The sequence below is a fragment of the Virgibacillus ihumii genome (assembly GCF_902726655.1).
GTDB lineage: Bacteria > Bacillota > Bacilli > Bacillales > Amphibacillaceae > Lentibacillus > Lentibacillus ihumii.
In genome coordinates this window covers 3,709,194-3,726,621 of the sequence record NZ_CACVAN010000001.1, presented here as the reverse complement: position 1 = coordinate 3,726,621, position 17,428 = coordinate 3,709,194, and the positions used below count along the sequence as shown (strand labels likewise).

Sequence of the window (17,428 nt, the reverse complement as noted above, 5' to 3'; positions counted from 1 at the left end):
AACAATCAATTGATTAAACAGCGCGTTTGGCCTTACCTTGCTGCATCTGGTACATATGATAATAAATACCTTTTCCATTAATGAGCTGATGGTGGTTCCCTTGCTCTTTTATTATACCACTTTCCAGCACGAAAATGGTATCTGCTTCCTGAATTGTTGACAATCTGTGAGCAATGACAAGCGTTGTTCTGCCTTTCTTCAGCACTTCAAGTGCACGCTGAATCATTGCTTCTGTTTCAGTATCAATGTTGGCAGTCGCTTCATCAAGAATCAGGATAGACGGATCAAACGCAAGTGCTCTGGCAAAGGAGATCAGCTGGCGTTCACCAAGCGAGAATGTTGAACCGCCTTCTGTTACTTTTTCATCATACCCATTCGGCAATTTTTGAATGAAACGGTCTGCTCCGACAGCCTGTAACGCATGAATCGCCTCTTCTCTTGTAATACGGGGGTCACCCATTGTAACATTTGACAAGATGGTTCCGGAAAACATGAACGGATCCTGAAGCACAATCCCCATATGACTGCGCACCTGCTGTCTGGACCATTCCTTTGTATCATTTCCGTCAATTGTAATCCTGCCGTACTGTGGATCATAAAACCGGAACAACAGATTCATAATAGAGCTTTTTCCTGAACCGGTGTGCCCCACAAATGCGGCCGTCTGTCCCGATTTCACTTGAAACGAAATATCATGCAGTACATAGTCCAAATCATTATATGCAAACGAAACATGGTCAAATTCAATATTGCCGCGGTATTTCTCAATTTTATCATTAACCACTTGTTCACCATTATGATCCATCAACTTAAAAACTCTGGATCCTGCCACGCGTGCCTGTTCAATCAATGGCAGCTGATTAACAATATCCTCCATCGGCTCAAACAACCGGGTCAGATAGTCGACAAACGCATATAGCACACCGATGGAAATGACACTTTCCGGATTCAATGAAAATGAACCAAAATACCAGATGAATCCCACAAACGCCAGATTCCGAAATACTGTCACCAGATTGTAAGAAGTCAGGGCACTTAATTTAACCAGTTTCCGCTGGTAAGTATAATGCCGGTCATTCAACTTCTCAAAATCATCCTTTGTCTTTTTTTCCCTGCTGAATGCCTGTATAATCGGCATCCCCTGAATAGCCTCATTAATATTCCCATTGATTTCGCTGATTGTTGACCGGACAACTTTATTGTATTTTGAACCAAAATATTTATAAACTTTCATCCAGACGATAAGCAGCGGGATGAGAAGCAGACACCAAGCGGCCAGTTTCACATCGAGCAAAAACAACGCCGCGAAAATTCCTGCCATATAAATGATACTAGTCACAACAATGGACAGCACCCTCTCGTACAAGTCACGTATTGCCTCTGTATCATTGGTGATCCGCGCAACGATTTTTCCCGCCGGCTGATCAACAAAGTAATCAATCGGAATCCGTTGTGTATGTGCAAAAATATCATTCCGCATTTTTTTTACAATCTGATTAGATGCTTTCTGCAGCATAAACGTTTCGTAAAACTGAAAAACCGCTGCAATTAGCAAAAGAACAACGTACAAACCCAGTAAAAAGATAATCGGACCCTGTTCAGGTTTAAAAAAAGGATACATTTCGGACAGTGACAGTTTTTCACTTTCAAATGTCAATGTCTCATCATTTGTTTTTATCATTATCTCGCCATCTTCAACACTCCGTTTACCTTGCATTGGCACAACTTCATCAACAAAGTAATAATCATTGCCAACCTGCATGACGGTTACCTGGTCAATTTCCGTATCCGTTTCCCCTAAACGGTCTGACCGTTTATAATAGCCGTCCTGATAGGATATTGTATCGTTATCATTGTTTTCCTGCACTTGGCTCCATTTACCTTCCACACCAAGAATATGTTCATCGATAATGGTTTTGGCAATTAAAGGTCCCGCCAGTTCAAGAGCAACCGCAACAATCAAACATGCCAGCCCAATAAAAATCCCTTTCTTAAAATGCAAGGCATATTGAAATAAACGTTTTTCTGTTGAATTATTTTTCATTAGGAGGACACCTCCTTACCGTCCAATTGCTGCTGCTGATATTGATGCTTATACCAGCCGTTCAGCTTCATGAGTTCATTATGTGTTCCCTCTTCAACAATCTTTCCGTCTTCCAGCACAATGATATGGTCTGCGTGCGTTACCGCAGACATCCGATGTGCCGCAATAAATGTTGTTTTATTTTTTCGTTCCTGCCGCAGATGCTCAATAATTTTTGATTCAGTTTTACCGTCGACCGCTGACATGGAATCATCCAGAATCAGAACCTCAGGATCTTTAATAAATGCCCGTGCAAGTGCTACACGCTGTTTTTGTCCGCCTGAAAGTGTAACACCACTTTCCCCTACTTCTGTATCCAAATCGTTCGGAAGCTGTTTAATATCGTTCAGAAAATGAGCCAAATCCATTACCCGGTAAATTTCCTGATCCGTAGCATCCGCTTTTCCGAATTGGATATTTTCACGAATTGACTTGGAGAACATGATCTGATCCTGTGGGACATAACCAATCCAGTCGCGTAATTGTTTCAACTGAATTGTGTCCAGTTCGGCACCGGCCATTTTTATCGAGCCATTAATACCCGGATACTGCCTGAGCAACAACTTAAATACTGTCGTTTTTCCAGCACCGGTTTTACCAACCACACCAATCGTCTGTCCTTTCTTTACAGTAAGATTAATATTCTCCAGCTGGTTGACAGCTCCCCCCGGATAGGCAAACGAAACATTGTTAAACTGAATTGCATCCAAGGTATCAACATTCATCGGTTCACTCGGATCCGACACATCCGCCTGATAGTCCAGTGTATTGTTAACTCTGTCAAGTGAAGCATTCCCCCGCTGCAGAATATTGATCAGTTCACCGACCGCAAACATCGGCCAAATCAGCATCCCAAGATATACATTGAACGTAACAAGATCGCCGAGTGTAATCCGGCCTTCAAACACGAGCAATGCACCATACCCAAGTCCGATTGTGTACGACATTCCGACAAGGATTTTTATCGTCGGCTCAAACAAAGCATCAATTTTAGCAACTGCAATGTTTTTTTCATAAACATCATTCGTCATTGTTTGGAATCGAACTTCATCCTGTTCCTCCTGGACAAACGCTCTGACAACGCGTACCCCGCGAATAGACTCAAGAACGTCATTGTTCATGTCAGCAAAAGCTTCCTGCGCTTTCATAAACCTGGTATGAATCGCCGCCCCGTATTTATTCATGACAACCGCCATAACGGGCAAAGGAATTAACGCTGCAAGGGTGAGCGGCCAGCTGATTGTAAAGCCCATCATCGCCACAATCATGAACATGAATGTAGTTGAATCGACCAGCGTCAGCACACCAAAGCCTGCTGTCTGATTAATTGCTTTCAAGTCGTTCGTACTGCGTGCCATGAGATCTCCTGTACGGTATTTTCCAAAAAACGTCGGTGTCATTTTCAGAAAATGTGCCATCAGCTTGCTCCGTGTCCACCGTTCCAAAATCACCGCACCGCCGAACAATGTATAATCCCACAAAAAAGAAATGGCGTAATGGACAATAGTTAAGGTGATATACCCCGCAATAAGGATCACCAATACTTTCATCGTCAACGTTTCGAATTGTATTTTATCAATAACATAACCCACCAATTTCGGTGGAATCAACCCGATTGCACTGGAAACAATCAATGCAATTATCGCGAACGTATATCGTTTCCAATAATGTTTAAAAAACCAATCGAGCTTTTTAAAAACCTGAAACATGTGAATCACCTGCTTTCTCTCTGTCTGAAAACCTTCCTGAGACAACAAAAGCACACGCCTGTGACGTGTGCTTTCATGAAATAAGCATGGTGGTACCGCTATAAAACACAAAAAGCCACAGGCATGTGCGGCCTGTGACTTGCTTAAACTAGGCTGTCTTTTTACATGTTACCGTCCAGGAAGGCCACACCACATATTAAATTTTGAAATTGTTTGCCATGTTGTTGGGTTTGAATTTGTTGAATTTTCATTGGAATGACCTCCTCTCTGATTTATTGTACTCAATTATTATAGTGTTAAGAAAATTTTAAGTCAATGACTTTTTAAAATTTTTTTAATTATTTATTTGGATTAGTCGATGTGGTGATAACTTTTACACAAGGTTAAGAAAGCTCACAATTAACATAATAAAGCTCAAATTCCACTGACAAAAATAAAAGAGAACACTCCGCCAATGGAGTTATTCTCAACAAAGATACAAATTTTCATAAGGTGTCTATTGCATGCCGGTCCCATTTGCTTTCCTGATACTTATTCCAAGATTAACCATATTCTTTACTTTTTCAAGCGGGACATCAGTTGAATGAGCAATCTCTTCCAGTGATACATGTGGATGCTTGACAATGTAAGTTCGCACGTGATCGCTTTCAACCAGGCATTTCGTACACATCATAAACGGGCTGGATTCCATTGGTTCCTTACATAAACGGCAATTTCTTACAAATGCTCCCATTTATATCACCCCTTATGAAATAGTAGTTTTATTTTACAATAATCGACAACTTTTAACAATAAGATTTTGTAATCTTTTGAAAAATAATTCAATAGTCATGCAACAGTGACTTTTGATCTAATTCACCGAATTACCAAATGACGTGTAATGCCATCATGAAAAATAATAGCATGGACAGTTGCAAATGCGCACGCCGGCGTTTACCAGTAGCTTTCTTCCTTCGCAAATAGCCGCTGAACAAAACACCAATAAGGCCTGCAAATGCAATTCCTCCGCTTGCTGCTTTATACGTCACATATGTAATTCCGTACTGCTGAATGATCAACAGAACATGCAATATGATAAATATCAGTCCGATATTACCGATCATCAGATGAAACGGCATGATTTTCCGGGCATGTGCAGCTATTTTAATTCGGTCATTCCGGCTGTTCAGACTGCGTATCTTTGAAAAAATTGCATGCATATTCCAATTAAATAATATGAAAACCAGACCACTAACGGCAACCAGAACGGCCAAAGACGGATCACGAATATACAAAATGACTGAAACCATGAACAGTGCGATGTTCAGGATAAACCAATAATTCATATTTTCACCTCTGTCTGTATTGTAACCAACATGCCTTCTTTCTTTTGTGATATTTACCACAGTTTCACAAAGTCATAATGAAAAAATACACAAACATGATATAATCATATCGTAAACTTAATTCAGCATAGGCGGGAACGCAATGTTATTAAAAGGCAGCTATAAAAAAGTGGAACCAGCAAATGGAGCTATCATCATGGCAAACGGTATTTTCCTGATCGGTGCTGTAGAGGCATTTCCCCTACTGGACATTCAACTTGGAAAGTACCTTACATTTATACTTCTTATTGCATGGATTATTATATACAAAGATCTATCTGTGCAGTTTTTCCACCGGGACTTTTTAATTCCCTTTATCCATCATCCGGTTAACTCATTTGTAATCGGTACATGGATTGCCGGCGTATCGGTTCTTTGTAATGTGTTTTTACGGTACTTCCCCGGCATTTACCTGATGACCGAAGCGATGGCTATTTTTAATACGTTTTTATTTCTATTTTTTTTGGCCAATTGTTTTTATAATTTCAAGCAATTGTTTTTTGATCATAAGGATTATCCTGTTCATGGGGCAGTATTGCTATCAACCGTAGGAACCCAATCGATTATAATTCTGTTAAACAATGTTTTCTTTCCGTTTCCGGTTTATTTTTCTGAAGGAATCATTATTTTAGGACTAATATTCTATCTATCCGGCATCACACTGATCGGTAACCGGTATTTGCGTACGAAGAATTGGAATCTGGCAGATGATTGGGCAAATACGAATTGCATTATTCATGGGGCTCTGTCCATAACCGGCTTGGCAATCGTAACAACTAATACTTTTACGCCATTCTTTGTATCAGTATTCTGGGGAGTTGTCTTTGTTCTTCTCGTTGGAGTGGAAATTGTGGAAGTTATCCGCTCCGTTAAGCGTATTAAACGTTATGGACTCGACAAGGGACTATTTACATATCAAGTTACCCAATGGTCCCGCAACTTTACATTCGGCATGTTTTACACGTTCACATGGGTCATGCATTTGAATCCGTTTTATACGATTCCGGATTCGTTGTATAAATTCCAGGAAGTATTCATGAACTACTGGGCCTGGGTTGTTCTGCTGGCACTCGTTGGACAGATTACCCTCTACATCAAGTCACGATTAACGGAAGGCAGAAAACATGAACATGCGATCCAATAATTGATCGGCCGTCAACCGGCCGGTCTTTTTTTATGGCAACTGCAGCTGTGCTGCATCCTTGACTCACATTTATGTTGTCAAACACAGATGATGCTGTTATGATATAATAGTTCACTAATTGAACTATTCATGTATTGAACAATTAAATCAGGAGGAACAGAAATGGAACTGAGGAAGCTCATCAACCGCTACCAGGATGCAACAAACAGCATCTATCGCAATGTAAACAGTATGATGAAAGAAAAAATACATTCCGATATTACAACCGATCAGTTTGCAACACTGCAGTATATTCAAAAACATGAAGAATGCACCAGCACTGACATCGCACATGCTTTTGGAGTCGGAAAAAGTGCAGTTACAGCACAAATCACCCGACTGTATGAAAAAGATTTAATCAAGCGGGTCAGGGATGAAAATGATCGACGAAATGTTTATTTATATGTCACAGAAAAAGGTATAAAACTTATCGAATACACAGAAGAAGAAATTTATACGGAAATCGGTAAATACCTGGGCCATTTTGACGAAGAAGAAATAACTGAGTTTATCAGTTCACTGGAAAAACTGGCTTCCATCATGGAACGGGAGGATAAACCTGAATGAAACACATATTACGTTTTCGTTGGTTAATAGCCGGGGCATGGGTTGCGGCGGTTTTGGCGCTATTTTTTCTTTCCCCGAACCTGCAGGAGCTTGTCAGTAAGAAAGGGCAAATAACCGTTCCGGAAGATTATCCGTCCCAGGAAGCTCAGGAGCTGCTTGATAAAATGTCACCGGATGAAGGAGAGCAAGCCACGAGTGCTGTTCTCGTCTTCCACGATGATGATGGCCTCGATAAATCTGAAACAAAACAAGTCAAAGAAGCTATTGACCAACTTCAAGCTAACAAAAAGGATCTTGGTGTATCTGACATTTTAGCGTTCACAGAAGGCCAGGAAATTAAAGAACAAACCGTTTCGGAAGACAATAAAACAATAATGGTTCCATTCAGCGTCTCCTTGAAAAATCAGGAAATCGTTGAGTCACGGGAAAAGATTTACAACACGGTTGATGGCATTAAAGTTGACCATTATTTGACCGGTCAGGATTATATCCAGCAGGACATTATCAAAAACTCGCAGGAGGGACTGAAAAAAACCGAAATTATTACAGTCGGACTGATTCTCATTATCCTGTTCGCTGTTTTCAAGTCAGTGGTTGCACCATTCATCCCGCTGCTGACAGTTGGTATAAGTTATATAGCAGCACAAAGTGTTGTAGCAATTTTAGCAGACACAGCGGGCTTCCCGTTATCAACCTTTACACAAATATTCATGGTCGCCGTCATGTTTGGAATCGGTACAGACTACTGCATCCTGCTGATCAGCAGATTTAAAGAGGAAATCGCCCATCAAGAATCGATCAAGGATGCTGTACTGGCAACGTATAAATCCGGCGGAAAAACGATCTTTTTCGCAGGTTTGGCTGTACTGATCGGATTCTCTACAATCGGGCTGTCAACTTTTACCTTATACCGGTCAGCAGTAGCAGTTGCGGTCGGTGTAGCGGTTATGCTGATTGCCCTGGCCACATTAGTGCCATTTTTCCTGTCTGTATTGGGAAATAAACTATTTTGGCCCTTTGATAAAAATGTGAATCATAAAGAAAGCAAAATATGGGGTGCTGCCGGGAATTTTGCATGGGCACGGCCAATTGCGGCACTATTAATTGTCGCTGTCATTACAGTACCCGCGCTGCTGACATATGATGGTGCAAAATCCTATAATTCACTTGAAGAAATTGGCGATGAGTACGACTCTGTCAAAGGATTCAACATTATTGCGGACAGCTTCGGTCCCGGCCAGACAATGCCATCTTCGGTAGTTGTTAAAACAGATGAACCTGTCGATTCCGTCAGTGAGTACCAGGATATTGCCAAAATCACACAGGAATTGGCACAGATGGAAGGTGTCAATCAGGTTCGCAGTGCAACTAGACCAGCTGGCGAAATTATCGATGATTTTCTCGTGAAAAGCCAGACCGGTCAGCTTACAAACGGGGTCGGGCAAAGTACTGAAGGGATCAAAAAAATTCAGGACGGTCTCCAAAAAGCAGCATCAGAACTGAATAACGCGTTGCCGCAGCTTGAGGATGCGGAATCCGGTGTCAGTCAACTGATGCAAGGCACACAAAAAGCAAATAACGGTCTTGGCGACATCAGCAATGCACTTACGGAAATTCAAAACGGCATTCAGTCCGGTGCACAAGGAGCTGGTGAAATAAAGAGCAATCTGCAGACGATCAAAAGTAATCTGGATCAATCGATTGCCGGCAATCAGCAGTTGTTGAATGGGTATGAGCAGATTGCTGAAGGTCTTTCAGGATTTGGAGCAAAATCAATCGATACAGGCAAACTGGATGAGATGATAAACACATTAAAAACGGCCAAAGAAAACATCAAAACAGTCCGGGATGCTGCCTTGAAGTCCAATCCTGAACTAAAACAAAACACGGAGTTCATGCAATCCTATGGTGCTGCCAAACAGCGTATTGAAGGCACGATAGCCGGTATCAAAAAAATGCAGTCGAAACTTAACAAGCTTGGGGACGCCTCACAACAGCTGCAAAAAGAAGTCATCGGACCTTTAAATACGTTGAATGATAAATTCGCACAATCAATCGCCGGACAACAGAAACTGTCTGACGGCATCGGCCAATTAATCGGTGCAATCGACCAATTACAGTCCGGGCTGAACAAAGCTGCTGACGGTCAGAATCAGGTTACCAATAACATTCCAAGTCTGCAGGATGGCTTGTCACAGATTTATGGCGGACAAGAGGAATTAAAAACCGCCTTCTCAGATATGCAAAAACAGCTTAACACCTTATCGAACGGATTGAATGACAGTTCGAAAGGTTTGAAGAAAATCAATAATGGACTAAAAGATATGCAGCGTTATTTGAAAGAGTTTGAAACAAATAAAACCAATAACACAGTGGTTATACCAAAACAGGCGCTGGAAAATGAAGACTTTATGGAAGGTACCAAGCCATATCTTTCAGAGGAGAAATCGATTGTTAAATTTGACGTAGTATTGGAATCCAATCCGTATTCAACCGAAGCAATGAACATGGTTGATAAGATCGAGAATATGTTTAATGACAATAAAAAAGGTACGGTATTTGCTAACAGCAATCCGAAAATCGGCGGTGTTAGCAGTACAAACAACGATCTGCAAAATATTTCCGATGCCGACTATACACGGACAGCTATCCTGATGATAGCAGGTATTTTCATCATCCTGATCATTATGCTCCGTTCATTTATTATGCCGATTTATTTAATTGGATCACTGATTCTGACATATTTCACGTCAATGGCTTTTGCCGAGCTGATTTTTGTCAATATATTCGATTATGCCGGGCTTTCCTGGGCCATTCCATTCTTTGCCTTTGTCATGCTCATGGCACTCGGCATCGATTACAGTATCTTTTTAATGGACCGGTTTAATGAGTACAAAAATGGAAGTATTAAGGAAGCCTTGTTATCAGCAATGAAAAACATGGGGACGGTCATCATTTCCGCTGCGGTTATTTTAGGCGGAACATTCGGAGCAATGCTCCCATCCGGCGTCTTGTCACTTCTGCAAATAGCAACAGTTGTTATTTTCGGTCTGTTCCTGTATGCATTTGTGATGCTGCCATTGTTTGTACCGGTATTGGTTCGTCTGTTCGGCAAGGCAAATTGGTGGCCGTTTAAGAAGTAGCAATCTTGCCAGGCGGCTCCACCAATTTACAAACAGCACTATATAATAAGCGACTGCCTCCCAACGTGGAGGCAGTCGCTTATTTCATGATATTTTTAATTATCTCAATAACCCGGTCACGGGATTTGTCACTATGATATTTCTTCATATTATCTATGATAACCGGTGATTTTTCCTTCAGTTGGAACAGTTCATGAACAAGTGATTCTCCAGTCAATTTCTCTTCTTGCAATACCCGCGCGTAGCCCTGATCCAAAAAGGAATTGGCGTTAATGATCTGGTCTCCCCTGCTTGCCTGTTTGGATAACGGAATCAGCAGCATCGGTTTTCGTAATGCTAAAAACTCGAAAATAGCATTAGATCCAGCCCTGGACAAGACAAAGTCAGATGCAGCAAGCAGATCTTTCAACTCTTCATTTACATATTCATATTGGGTGTAGCCATCCCGGTCAATGGAAGAATCTGTTTTTCCGTAACCGCAAATATGAGCAATTTGAAAATGTGAGAGCAATTCATCAAGACTGCTCCTAACCGTCTGATTAATTTTTTCCGCGCCGCCACTGCCACCCATAATCAGCAGCACCGGTTTTTTTCGGTTAAATCCGCAATTTTTCAATCCGGCTTCCTTATCACCTGTAAATAGTTCATCACGGATAACCGCTCCAACATATTCAGCTTTTGCTTCCGGAAGATAGTTCATCGTTTCCGGGAACGTAGCAAGCACTTTTTTGGCAAATGGGATGGCCAGCTTATTTGCCAATCCCGGGGTGAAATCAGATTCATGAATAACCGCCGGCACCCCGCTTAATTTAGCAGCTATGATAACCGGCACCGAAACAAATCCGCCTTTGGAAAAAATGACGGACGGCTTCCGCTTGCCGATAATCCGCCACGCCTGCATCGTTCCTTTTAAAACTTTAAATGGATCCTTGAAATTTTCTTTGGACATATACCTGCGTAATTTACCTGTTGCGATGGGATAATATGTAACACCATCAAGCTGGTCAATCAGTTTCCGCTCGATACCGCTTTTAGAACCAATATAATCAATTTCCCAGCCTTCTTTTTGAAAAATAGGAATGAGAGCAAGGTTAACAATGACATGACCGGCCGTTCCCCCGCCGGTAAACATGATTCGCTTCGTACCCATCCGTTTATCTCCCTTCTGCCTGTAAAAAAATCATGTAAATAAATTATCTCAAAACAATCCAGTAACCACAATAATGAAATGGACTATTAAAAGCAAAAAAACCGCCTGGATAAGACGGTTTTTTCGGCATATTAGAGAAACAGTCCGGCGACAGTAGCTGACAGAATTGATGCAAGCGTGGCACCAATCAACAGTTTCATACCAAATCCGGAAACCTCCACTGCCTTCTTGCTGTCGATTGCTTGTACCGAACCAGCAATGATTCCAATCGATGAGAAGTTTGCGAAACTGGTCAGGAATACCGTTACAATCCCAATCGTCTTCTCTGACATGGCACCCAGCATTTTCTCGAATTCGAGCATTGCCACAAATTCGTTTGTAACAATTTTGGTACCCATAACGCCCCCTGCTCTTATTACTTCACTGGCATCAATTCCCATCAAAATACCAAGTGGAGCAAGAATATAACCAAGTATTTCCTGAAGTGTAACACCTGCAAAGATAAATTGAATAAGCCAATTAACTAGATTTAATGAAGCTATAAATGCGACAAGCATCGCCGCAACGATTAAAGCAATTTTTCCGCCGTCAAGCGCACCATTACCCATCGCCTCGAAAATACTTTTATCTGTTGAAACATCTTTAATGTCAACATGGTCTTCTTCTTTTGGTACAGTGACCGGTGCAATTACCGATGCAATCATCAATGCACTGAACATATTCAACGGCAGTGCCACAAGCACATATTCGGCCGGCAGAATCTGAATGTACGCACCGACAATTGATGCTGATACAGATCCCATCGCAGACGCACTGACAATGTACAGCCTGTTTTTATTTAAATGGTGAAATTGAGATTTGATGGCAAGCAATGCTTCTGACTGTCCGAAAAAGATACTGTTAACCGCGTTGAATGATTCGATCTTCGGCAGACCAGTAATTTTCGATAAGAATCCACCTAAATATTTTATAATAGGCGGCAAAATTTTTAAATATGTGAGCACTGACAGTATTGTTGAAAAAAAGATAATCAGAAGTAACACATCAAAGAAAAAGATACTTCCGCCTTCAGTCCGTGCTACACCACCCAAAATAAAACTTACGCCATCCGAACCAAATTCAATCAGTTTATTGAATCCGGCAGAAATTCCATTAATAACAGCTTGGCCAATTTCGGTCGCAAACATAAACCAGGTTGTTAATATTTGCCCAACCAGCATGACCCCGATACCCCTATAATTAATATTTTTTCGGTCATTGGACATAAGAAATGCGATGCCAAGAACAATTAAAATTGCCAATAACCCAAGAAGTATATCCACGGATGTTCCTCCCTTTATTAAAAATAATATTGTAACTGCTTACAAATCCACTTGTGATTTTAGCAGGTTGTCAGACGTCTTGCAAGTTAATTATACTGGATACTTTTGTTAGTATTCCCTCACTGGTGAATTATTTAACCATAAAAAAGACCCCAGCCCCATAATACAGCTGAAGTCTGTTACTCTCTTTAATGTGCCGGGAAAAAGATCATTTGCAGCAGAAAAATAATTCCAAATACATAGAGAATCCAGTGAACGTCCTTTCCCTTTCCACTTACCAATTTTAATAACGGATACGTAATAAAGCCGACAGATATTCCGGTGGCAATACTGGACGTTAATGGCATCATCAAAATAATGGCAAACGCCGGAAATGCCTCATCAAATGTTGTCCAGTCAATCCTCGCCAAACCTTCCATCATGAAACAACCGACGATAATTAAAACAGGGGCTGTAATCGCCGGCAGGTCGGAAATTGCACTAATAATCGGCGTGAAAAATATGGAGATTGCGAACAATACAGCAACGACAATCGATGTAAGACCGGTTCTTCCCCCAGCCGCAACCCCTGACGCAGACTCCACATACGCGGAAGAAGGACTTGTACCAAACACGGACCCTACTGTTGTTGCTGTAGCATCTGCCAAAAGGGCTGATTTTGCCCGTGGTAATTTTCCATCTTTCATAAATCCAGCTTGTTCTGCAACACCGATCATTGTTCCGGTTGTATCAAAAATCGTAACAAGCAAAAAAGCGAAGATAACCGTGTAAAGACCATTCGCAAATACACCACCGATATCAATATCAAAAAATACCGGAGCGGGCGGCATTGATGCTACCCCGTTAAAATCCAATTGACCGGTAAAGAAACCGATAATCCCGGTAACAAGCATCCCAATGAAAAGTGCACCTTTAACATTCCATGCCATCAGAATTAATGTTATGAACAACCCTGCCAAAGTCAATAACGTCAACGGTTGGTGCAAATCACCAAATGCAACCATATTCACTTCGTTCGGAACAACGATTCCGGACATTTTCAACCCAAGAAACGCAATAAATAAACCAATCCCCGAGGTAATACCGAACTTAAGAGAAGGAGGAATTGCTTCAATTAAGGTCTCACGCAATTTCGTAAAACTTAAGATAACAAAAATAATGCCGGCGAGAAAAACGGTTCCCAGTACAATTTGATAGGAAACATCCTGACTTGCAGCAACACTGGCAAAGTAAGCATTCATTCCCATCCCGGGAGCAATTGCAATCGGGTAGTTTGCACCCAGTGCCATAAACACGGTGCCCACCACAGCCGAAATGACCGTCGCCATAAACACCTGATCAAAAGGGATTCCTGCTGCGGACAGAATTGCCGGATTCACCACAATAATATATACCATCGTAAGAAAAGTTGTTATACCGGCAACAAACTCTGTTCGGATATCTGTATTATTTTCTTTAAACTTGAATAGTTTCTCCACACCAATCACCTTACTTCCGAATAATATAATCAACAGTTACTATAATATTCGTTTTTAAAGGTGATTGCAATGATTTGAGGCGAATTTTTCCCGTTAATCATGATTGGAACTTCAACCGTACGAGCGGAACATCAACCGCACAAGCAAAACTTCAGCCGCACGAGCAAAACTTCAACCGCATGAGCGAAACTTCAACCGCATGAGGGAATCTTCGACCGTTCAGTTGCATCAGCCTTCCCCGGATCAAGGAATCAACTTACAATACATGTGCCTGTTCCAGGGAAGCTCACATTATTTTTTCCTCATATTTAATATGCGGGGCTCTCAGAATAAATTCACATGGATCTACCCCGCTGATCATAATCAAATTGTGCATAGCCCTTGTACAAGCGGTATAAAATAAAGTTCTATCTTCCTCCCTCGAGTATGCCCTGTACGATGCATCAGGAATGATCACTGCATCAAATTCGATTCCTTTGGCTAAATAGACAGGCAGGATGAGAATTCCTTTTTCAAATGCGTAGGTTTCCTCGGTTATTTGTTTTACGGGGATCTGATCTTTTAATAAATCATATACACCATTGCTTTCCTCCATCGTTTTACAAATGATAGCAATCGTCTCATTGCCTGAATCCTGTAATTTCCGAACGTTTTCCATTAAAGCCGGGCATATTGCCTTCTCACTATCCAGCCTGATAAGTTGCGGCAATGCTCCGTCCCGATTAAACGGCTCAATCTTTTCCTCACCAGGTGCAAAACAGCTGGTGAATTCCACAATCTGCCTGGTGGACCGGTAACTTTTGGTCAACGTGATTCGTTCGTGACGCTCTTCCACTTTTTCCGGAATCAGCGGATTACCTTCTATGGTATTGGCAAAAATCGCCTGGTTAATATCCCCCAATAATGACATTCTCGTATACGGGAATACATTACTCAGATATGCAAACTGAAATTCAGAAAAGTCCTGTGCTTCGTCAATAAACAGATATCGTACTGATCGGTTGGAATCTGCACCCAGGATTCTGTTCTTAAAATAGAGATATGGTGTTGCATCTTCCCATGTTAAAAACTTATTTGCCAAATTCTCTGTTGTCTGTTCACATATTTCGTTCCAATTCGCTGGAACAATTTCAGGAGTCCACCCTGTAAATAACTGATAATACGTTGCCAGTACATTTACAAACTCCAACCGTTTTACACGCCTTTTAATTGGAGTAAATACGCGCTTTGCAACTTCAGCACGCAAAATTTCTTCCTCCAGAGCAGGGTCATCAACATCTCTTTCCTGATTTTCCTGATGTGCCTGTAAATAATCCTCTTTATCCAGCAGTTCAGCCCGTTCCAGTATCCAGTCCTTGTCTTTTTCCATCTCCTCACGTTTCCGTATTTCCTTTAACAGCCATTTTACGACAAGCTCCATTTTATTGGGAATCGCAATCGTGCTGTCAAGCGAATAAAAATAATCACGTATCTGGTCGTTTGAAATAATCGTTTCCTTTTGCAGGGTAATATTTTTAAACTGAATTCCATCACTTTCTAAGTAATCAGCAAATTGATCAATCTGATGTTTAAAATCTGCACTCGATTTATAGTTAATATTTTTCATCCGTACAGCATATCCATCGGCATCCGTTTGCGTCAGTACATACTCCATTTGTTCAAAAGGTGATTCAATGATGATATTTTTTTCAATCTGATTGCGCAGATAGTCCTGAAACGTTAATTGTCTGACGTTCGCCTCGCCGAGCTCAGGCAATACGTTGGAAACATAGCTGCTGAACAATGGGTTTGGTGAAAACAGGACAACATTATCAGGATGAAGTTCCCCGCGATACCGGTACATCAAGTAAGCGATGCGCTGCAAGGCTGCAGATGTTTTTCCGCTGCCTGCCGCCCCCTGTACAATCAACAGTTTGCTTCGTTCATTCCGAATAATTTTATTTTGTTCCTGCTGAATAGTGGCTACGATACTCTTCATCGTGGTGCTGGCATTATTTCCAAGCGCCTGCTGCAGAAGCTGATCACCAATTGTTACACCTGTGTCAAACATCCCCTGTATGAAACCTTGTCTGATGATAAACTGCCGCTTCAGCGAAATTTCACCGGATATGGTGCCATCAATTGTTCCATAGGCTGCATGACCGGGAGGATAATCATAGTACAGACTGGAAATGGGTGCCCGCCAATCATAAACGAGAAAATCTTCTTCCTCATAATCCATCAGCGAAGCAATCCCAATATAAATCTGTTCCGTTATATTGCCCGGGTCTTCTGTGAAGTCAATTCGTCCAAAATAAGGTGAATCTTTCAATTTGCCTAATGTTTTAAGTTCTTCGCTTATTTTTCCATGGCTTCGTTCCCTTTCAGATAACAATTCAGCATGTTGTTTAATGCTCGCCTGTGTCTCAATCACATCATCCGGCTCATCCAAGTTAACCGTTACATCTTCCCAAAAGTTTTTACGCAGATCAATAACACTCTCTTTTATCCCGGATGATTTGGAATAAAGCTTTTCTTCCTTCATTTCGATTTCCCGTATGACATGATTCACTCGTTGTTGTTCATCTGAACGGTTGTTTGCATAACTCACGAAACCAACCCCATTCTTTTTTATTTTCATTTGACTTTGCTTTTAATTAGTGATATAATTAAAGTGGACAATTATATATTATAATAATCAAAAATGAATATAACTAACTAAATATACCATGCTATTTATGCTTTTGCAACCTTTTTTTCTTTAAAATAATATAGGAAAAACATATTGTTGTTAGAAAACTTGGTTGTCACCAAGCCTTTGGGTGACAGCCATAGTTGTCAAAAAAGGAATCCATTTACAAATTGTTTAAAATGGATTCCTTTTTTTATTAGGTTTTATATTCTGTTAGAGTTTATCCAATTGTTTCTTTAAATAACGGAAGAATACTCATGAACCCACACCCGCATTTTTGGGGACCAGCGCATACCCGGATGAATATTTAAAATCGCCTGCTGATAACTTTTCAAATCATCATAGCCTTCTTTCATTGCATCCTTATCAGTTATGTCACCGAGATATTGCGGATAGACATCGTCAATTTTAAATTTTTTATCCTGCAATTCCATTATTTCTCCTACATTAGCATAAATGCCATTCCGACGGGACGCTGTTTTCTTTCCGGCTAATACTTTATCTATTTCTTCCTGAATCGTTACAAGTTTATCTATTGTACAAGTCTTTTCTGGTACATTTTCCATTCGTGTATTCCTCCAAATTTCGACCTTTACATTCAGAGTACCATTTAAAATAATATATTGATACATTACCAGATGAGTTTTCACATATTTTTAAGATATACCCACTTATGTCAGGGATTTGATATTGATCGACTTTTACATTAAATAACCCCCGTAACGAAATCCAAATCGTTACAGGGGCGTTTCAACTTG

13 protein-coding genes are annotated in these 17,428 nt (G+C 40.9%); 4 read left to right on the top strand and 9 right to left on the bottom strand.

What is annotated here, in order from left to right:
- Positions 1–13: 13 nt before the first annotated feature.
- The 4 genes from HUX68_RS18455 to HUX68_RS18440 form a co-directional block, all read right to left on the bottom strand.
- The gene (locus HUX68_RS18455; RefSeq protein WP_174616169.1) at positions 14–2,044 is read right to left on the bottom strand and encodes an ABC transporter ATP-binding protein; all 2,031 of its coding nucleotides are present in this window, start codon (positions 2,042–2,044) and stop codon (positions 14–16) included.
- Positions 2,044–3,792: an ABC transporter ATP-binding protein gene (locus HUX68_RS18450; protein WP_174616168.1), complete on the bottom strand. Its 1,749-nt coding sequence runs from the start codon at positions 3,790–3,792 to the stop codon at positions 2,044–2,046. Before HUX68_RS18450 ends, HUX68_RS18455 begins: the two co-directional genes overlap by 1 nt.
- 496 nt (positions 3,793–4,288) lie before the next feature.
- Complete coding sequence (locus HUX68_RS18445; RefSeq protein WP_174616167.1) at positions 4,289–4,525, bottom strand: hypothetical protein; 237 nt, start codon at positions 4,523–4,525, stop codon at positions 4,289–4,291.
- A 130-nt stretch (positions 4,526–4,655) separates the two neighbouring features.
- Positions 4,656–5,117: a hypothetical protein gene (locus tag HUX68_RS18440; RefSeq protein ID WP_174616166.1), complete on the bottom strand. Its 462-nt coding sequence runs from the start codon at positions 5,115–5,117 to the stop codon at positions 4,656–4,658.
- 142 nt (positions 5,118–5,259) lie between these two features.
- On the opposite strand from HUX68_RS18440, the gene HUX68_RS18435 reads away from it, so the two are divergent.
- The 3 genes from HUX68_RS18435 to HUX68_RS18425 all read left to right on the top strand — a co-directional run bounded on the left by HUX68_RS18435 (position 5,260) and on the right by HUX68_RS18425 (position 10,049).
- Positions 5,260–6,300: a TDT family transporter gene (locus HUX68_RS18435; protein WP_174616165.1), complete on the top strand. Its 1,041-nt coding sequence runs from the start codon at positions 5,260–5,262 to the stop codon at positions 6,298–6,300.
- 162 nt (positions 6,301–6,462) lie between these two features.
- Entirely contained in the window at positions 6,463–6,906 is a 444-nt protein-coding gene (locus HUX68_RS18430; protein ID WP_174616164.1) for a MarR family winged helix-turn-helix transcriptional regulator, read from the top strand.
- Positions 6,903–10,049 (top strand): MMPL family transporter, encoded by a 3,147-nt coding sequence (locus HUX68_RS18425; protein WP_174616163.1) that lies wholly within the window; start codon positions 6,903–6,905, stop codon positions 10,047–10,049. Before HUX68_RS18430 ends, HUX68_RS18425 begins: the two co-directional genes overlap by 4 nt.
- 79 nt (positions 10,050–10,128) lie before the next feature.
- On the opposite strand, the gene HUX68_RS18420 is transcribed toward HUX68_RS18425, so the two are convergent.
- The 3 genes from HUX68_RS18420 to HUX68_RS18410 all read right to left on the bottom strand — a co-directional run bounded on the left by HUX68_RS18420 (position 10,129) and on the right by HUX68_RS18410 (position 13,999).
- Positions 10,129–11,199: an undecaprenyldiphospho-muramoylpentapeptide beta-N-acetylglucosaminyltransferase gene (locus HUX68_RS18420; protein ID WP_174616162.1), complete on the bottom strand. Its 1,071-nt coding sequence runs from the start codon at positions 11,197–11,199 to the stop codon at positions 10,129–10,131.
- 131 nt (positions 11,200–11,330) lie between these two features.
- Positions 11,331–12,521 carry a NupC/NupG family nucleoside CNT transporter gene (locus HUX68_RS18415; RefSeq protein WP_174616161.1) on the bottom strand — a complete coding sequence of 397 codons (1,191 nt, stop codon included), beginning with the start codon at positions 12,519–12,521 and terminating at the stop codon, positions 11,331–11,333.
- Between the two features lie 188 nt (positions 12,522–12,709).
- Positions 12,710–13,999 carry an NCS2 family permease gene (locus HUX68_RS18410; RefSeq protein ID WP_174616160.1) on the bottom strand — a complete coding sequence of 430 codons (1,290 nt, stop codon included), beginning with the start codon at positions 13,997–13,999 and terminating at the stop codon, positions 12,710–12,712.
- 74 nt (positions 14,000–14,073) lie between these two features.
- Between HUX68_RS18410 and HUX68_RS19480 the strand changes: the two genes are divergently transcribed.
- Positions 14,074–14,202 carry a hypothetical protein gene (locus HUX68_RS19480; RefSeq protein ID WP_281355780.1) on the top strand — a complete coding sequence of 43 codons (129 nt, stop codon included), beginning with the start codon at positions 14,074–14,076 and terminating at the stop codon, positions 14,200–14,202.
- 83 nt (positions 14,203–14,285) lie between these two features.
- On the opposite strand, the gene helD is transcribed toward HUX68_RS19480, so the two are convergent.
- Positions 14,286–16,589: an RNA polymerase recycling motor HelD gene (gene helD / locus HUX68_RS18405; RefSeq protein ID WP_246206718.1), complete on the bottom strand. Its 2,304-nt coding sequence runs from the start codon at positions 16,587–16,589 to the stop codon at positions 14,286–14,288.
- A 317-nt stretch (positions 16,590–16,906) separates the two neighbouring features.
- Positions 16,907–17,236 (bottom strand): ASCH domain-containing protein, encoded by a 330-nt coding sequence (locus tag HUX68_RS18400; RefSeq protein WP_174616158.1) that lies wholly within the window; start codon positions 17,234–17,236, stop codon positions 16,907–16,909.
- Between the last annotated feature and the right edge of the window lie 192 nt (positions 17,237–17,428).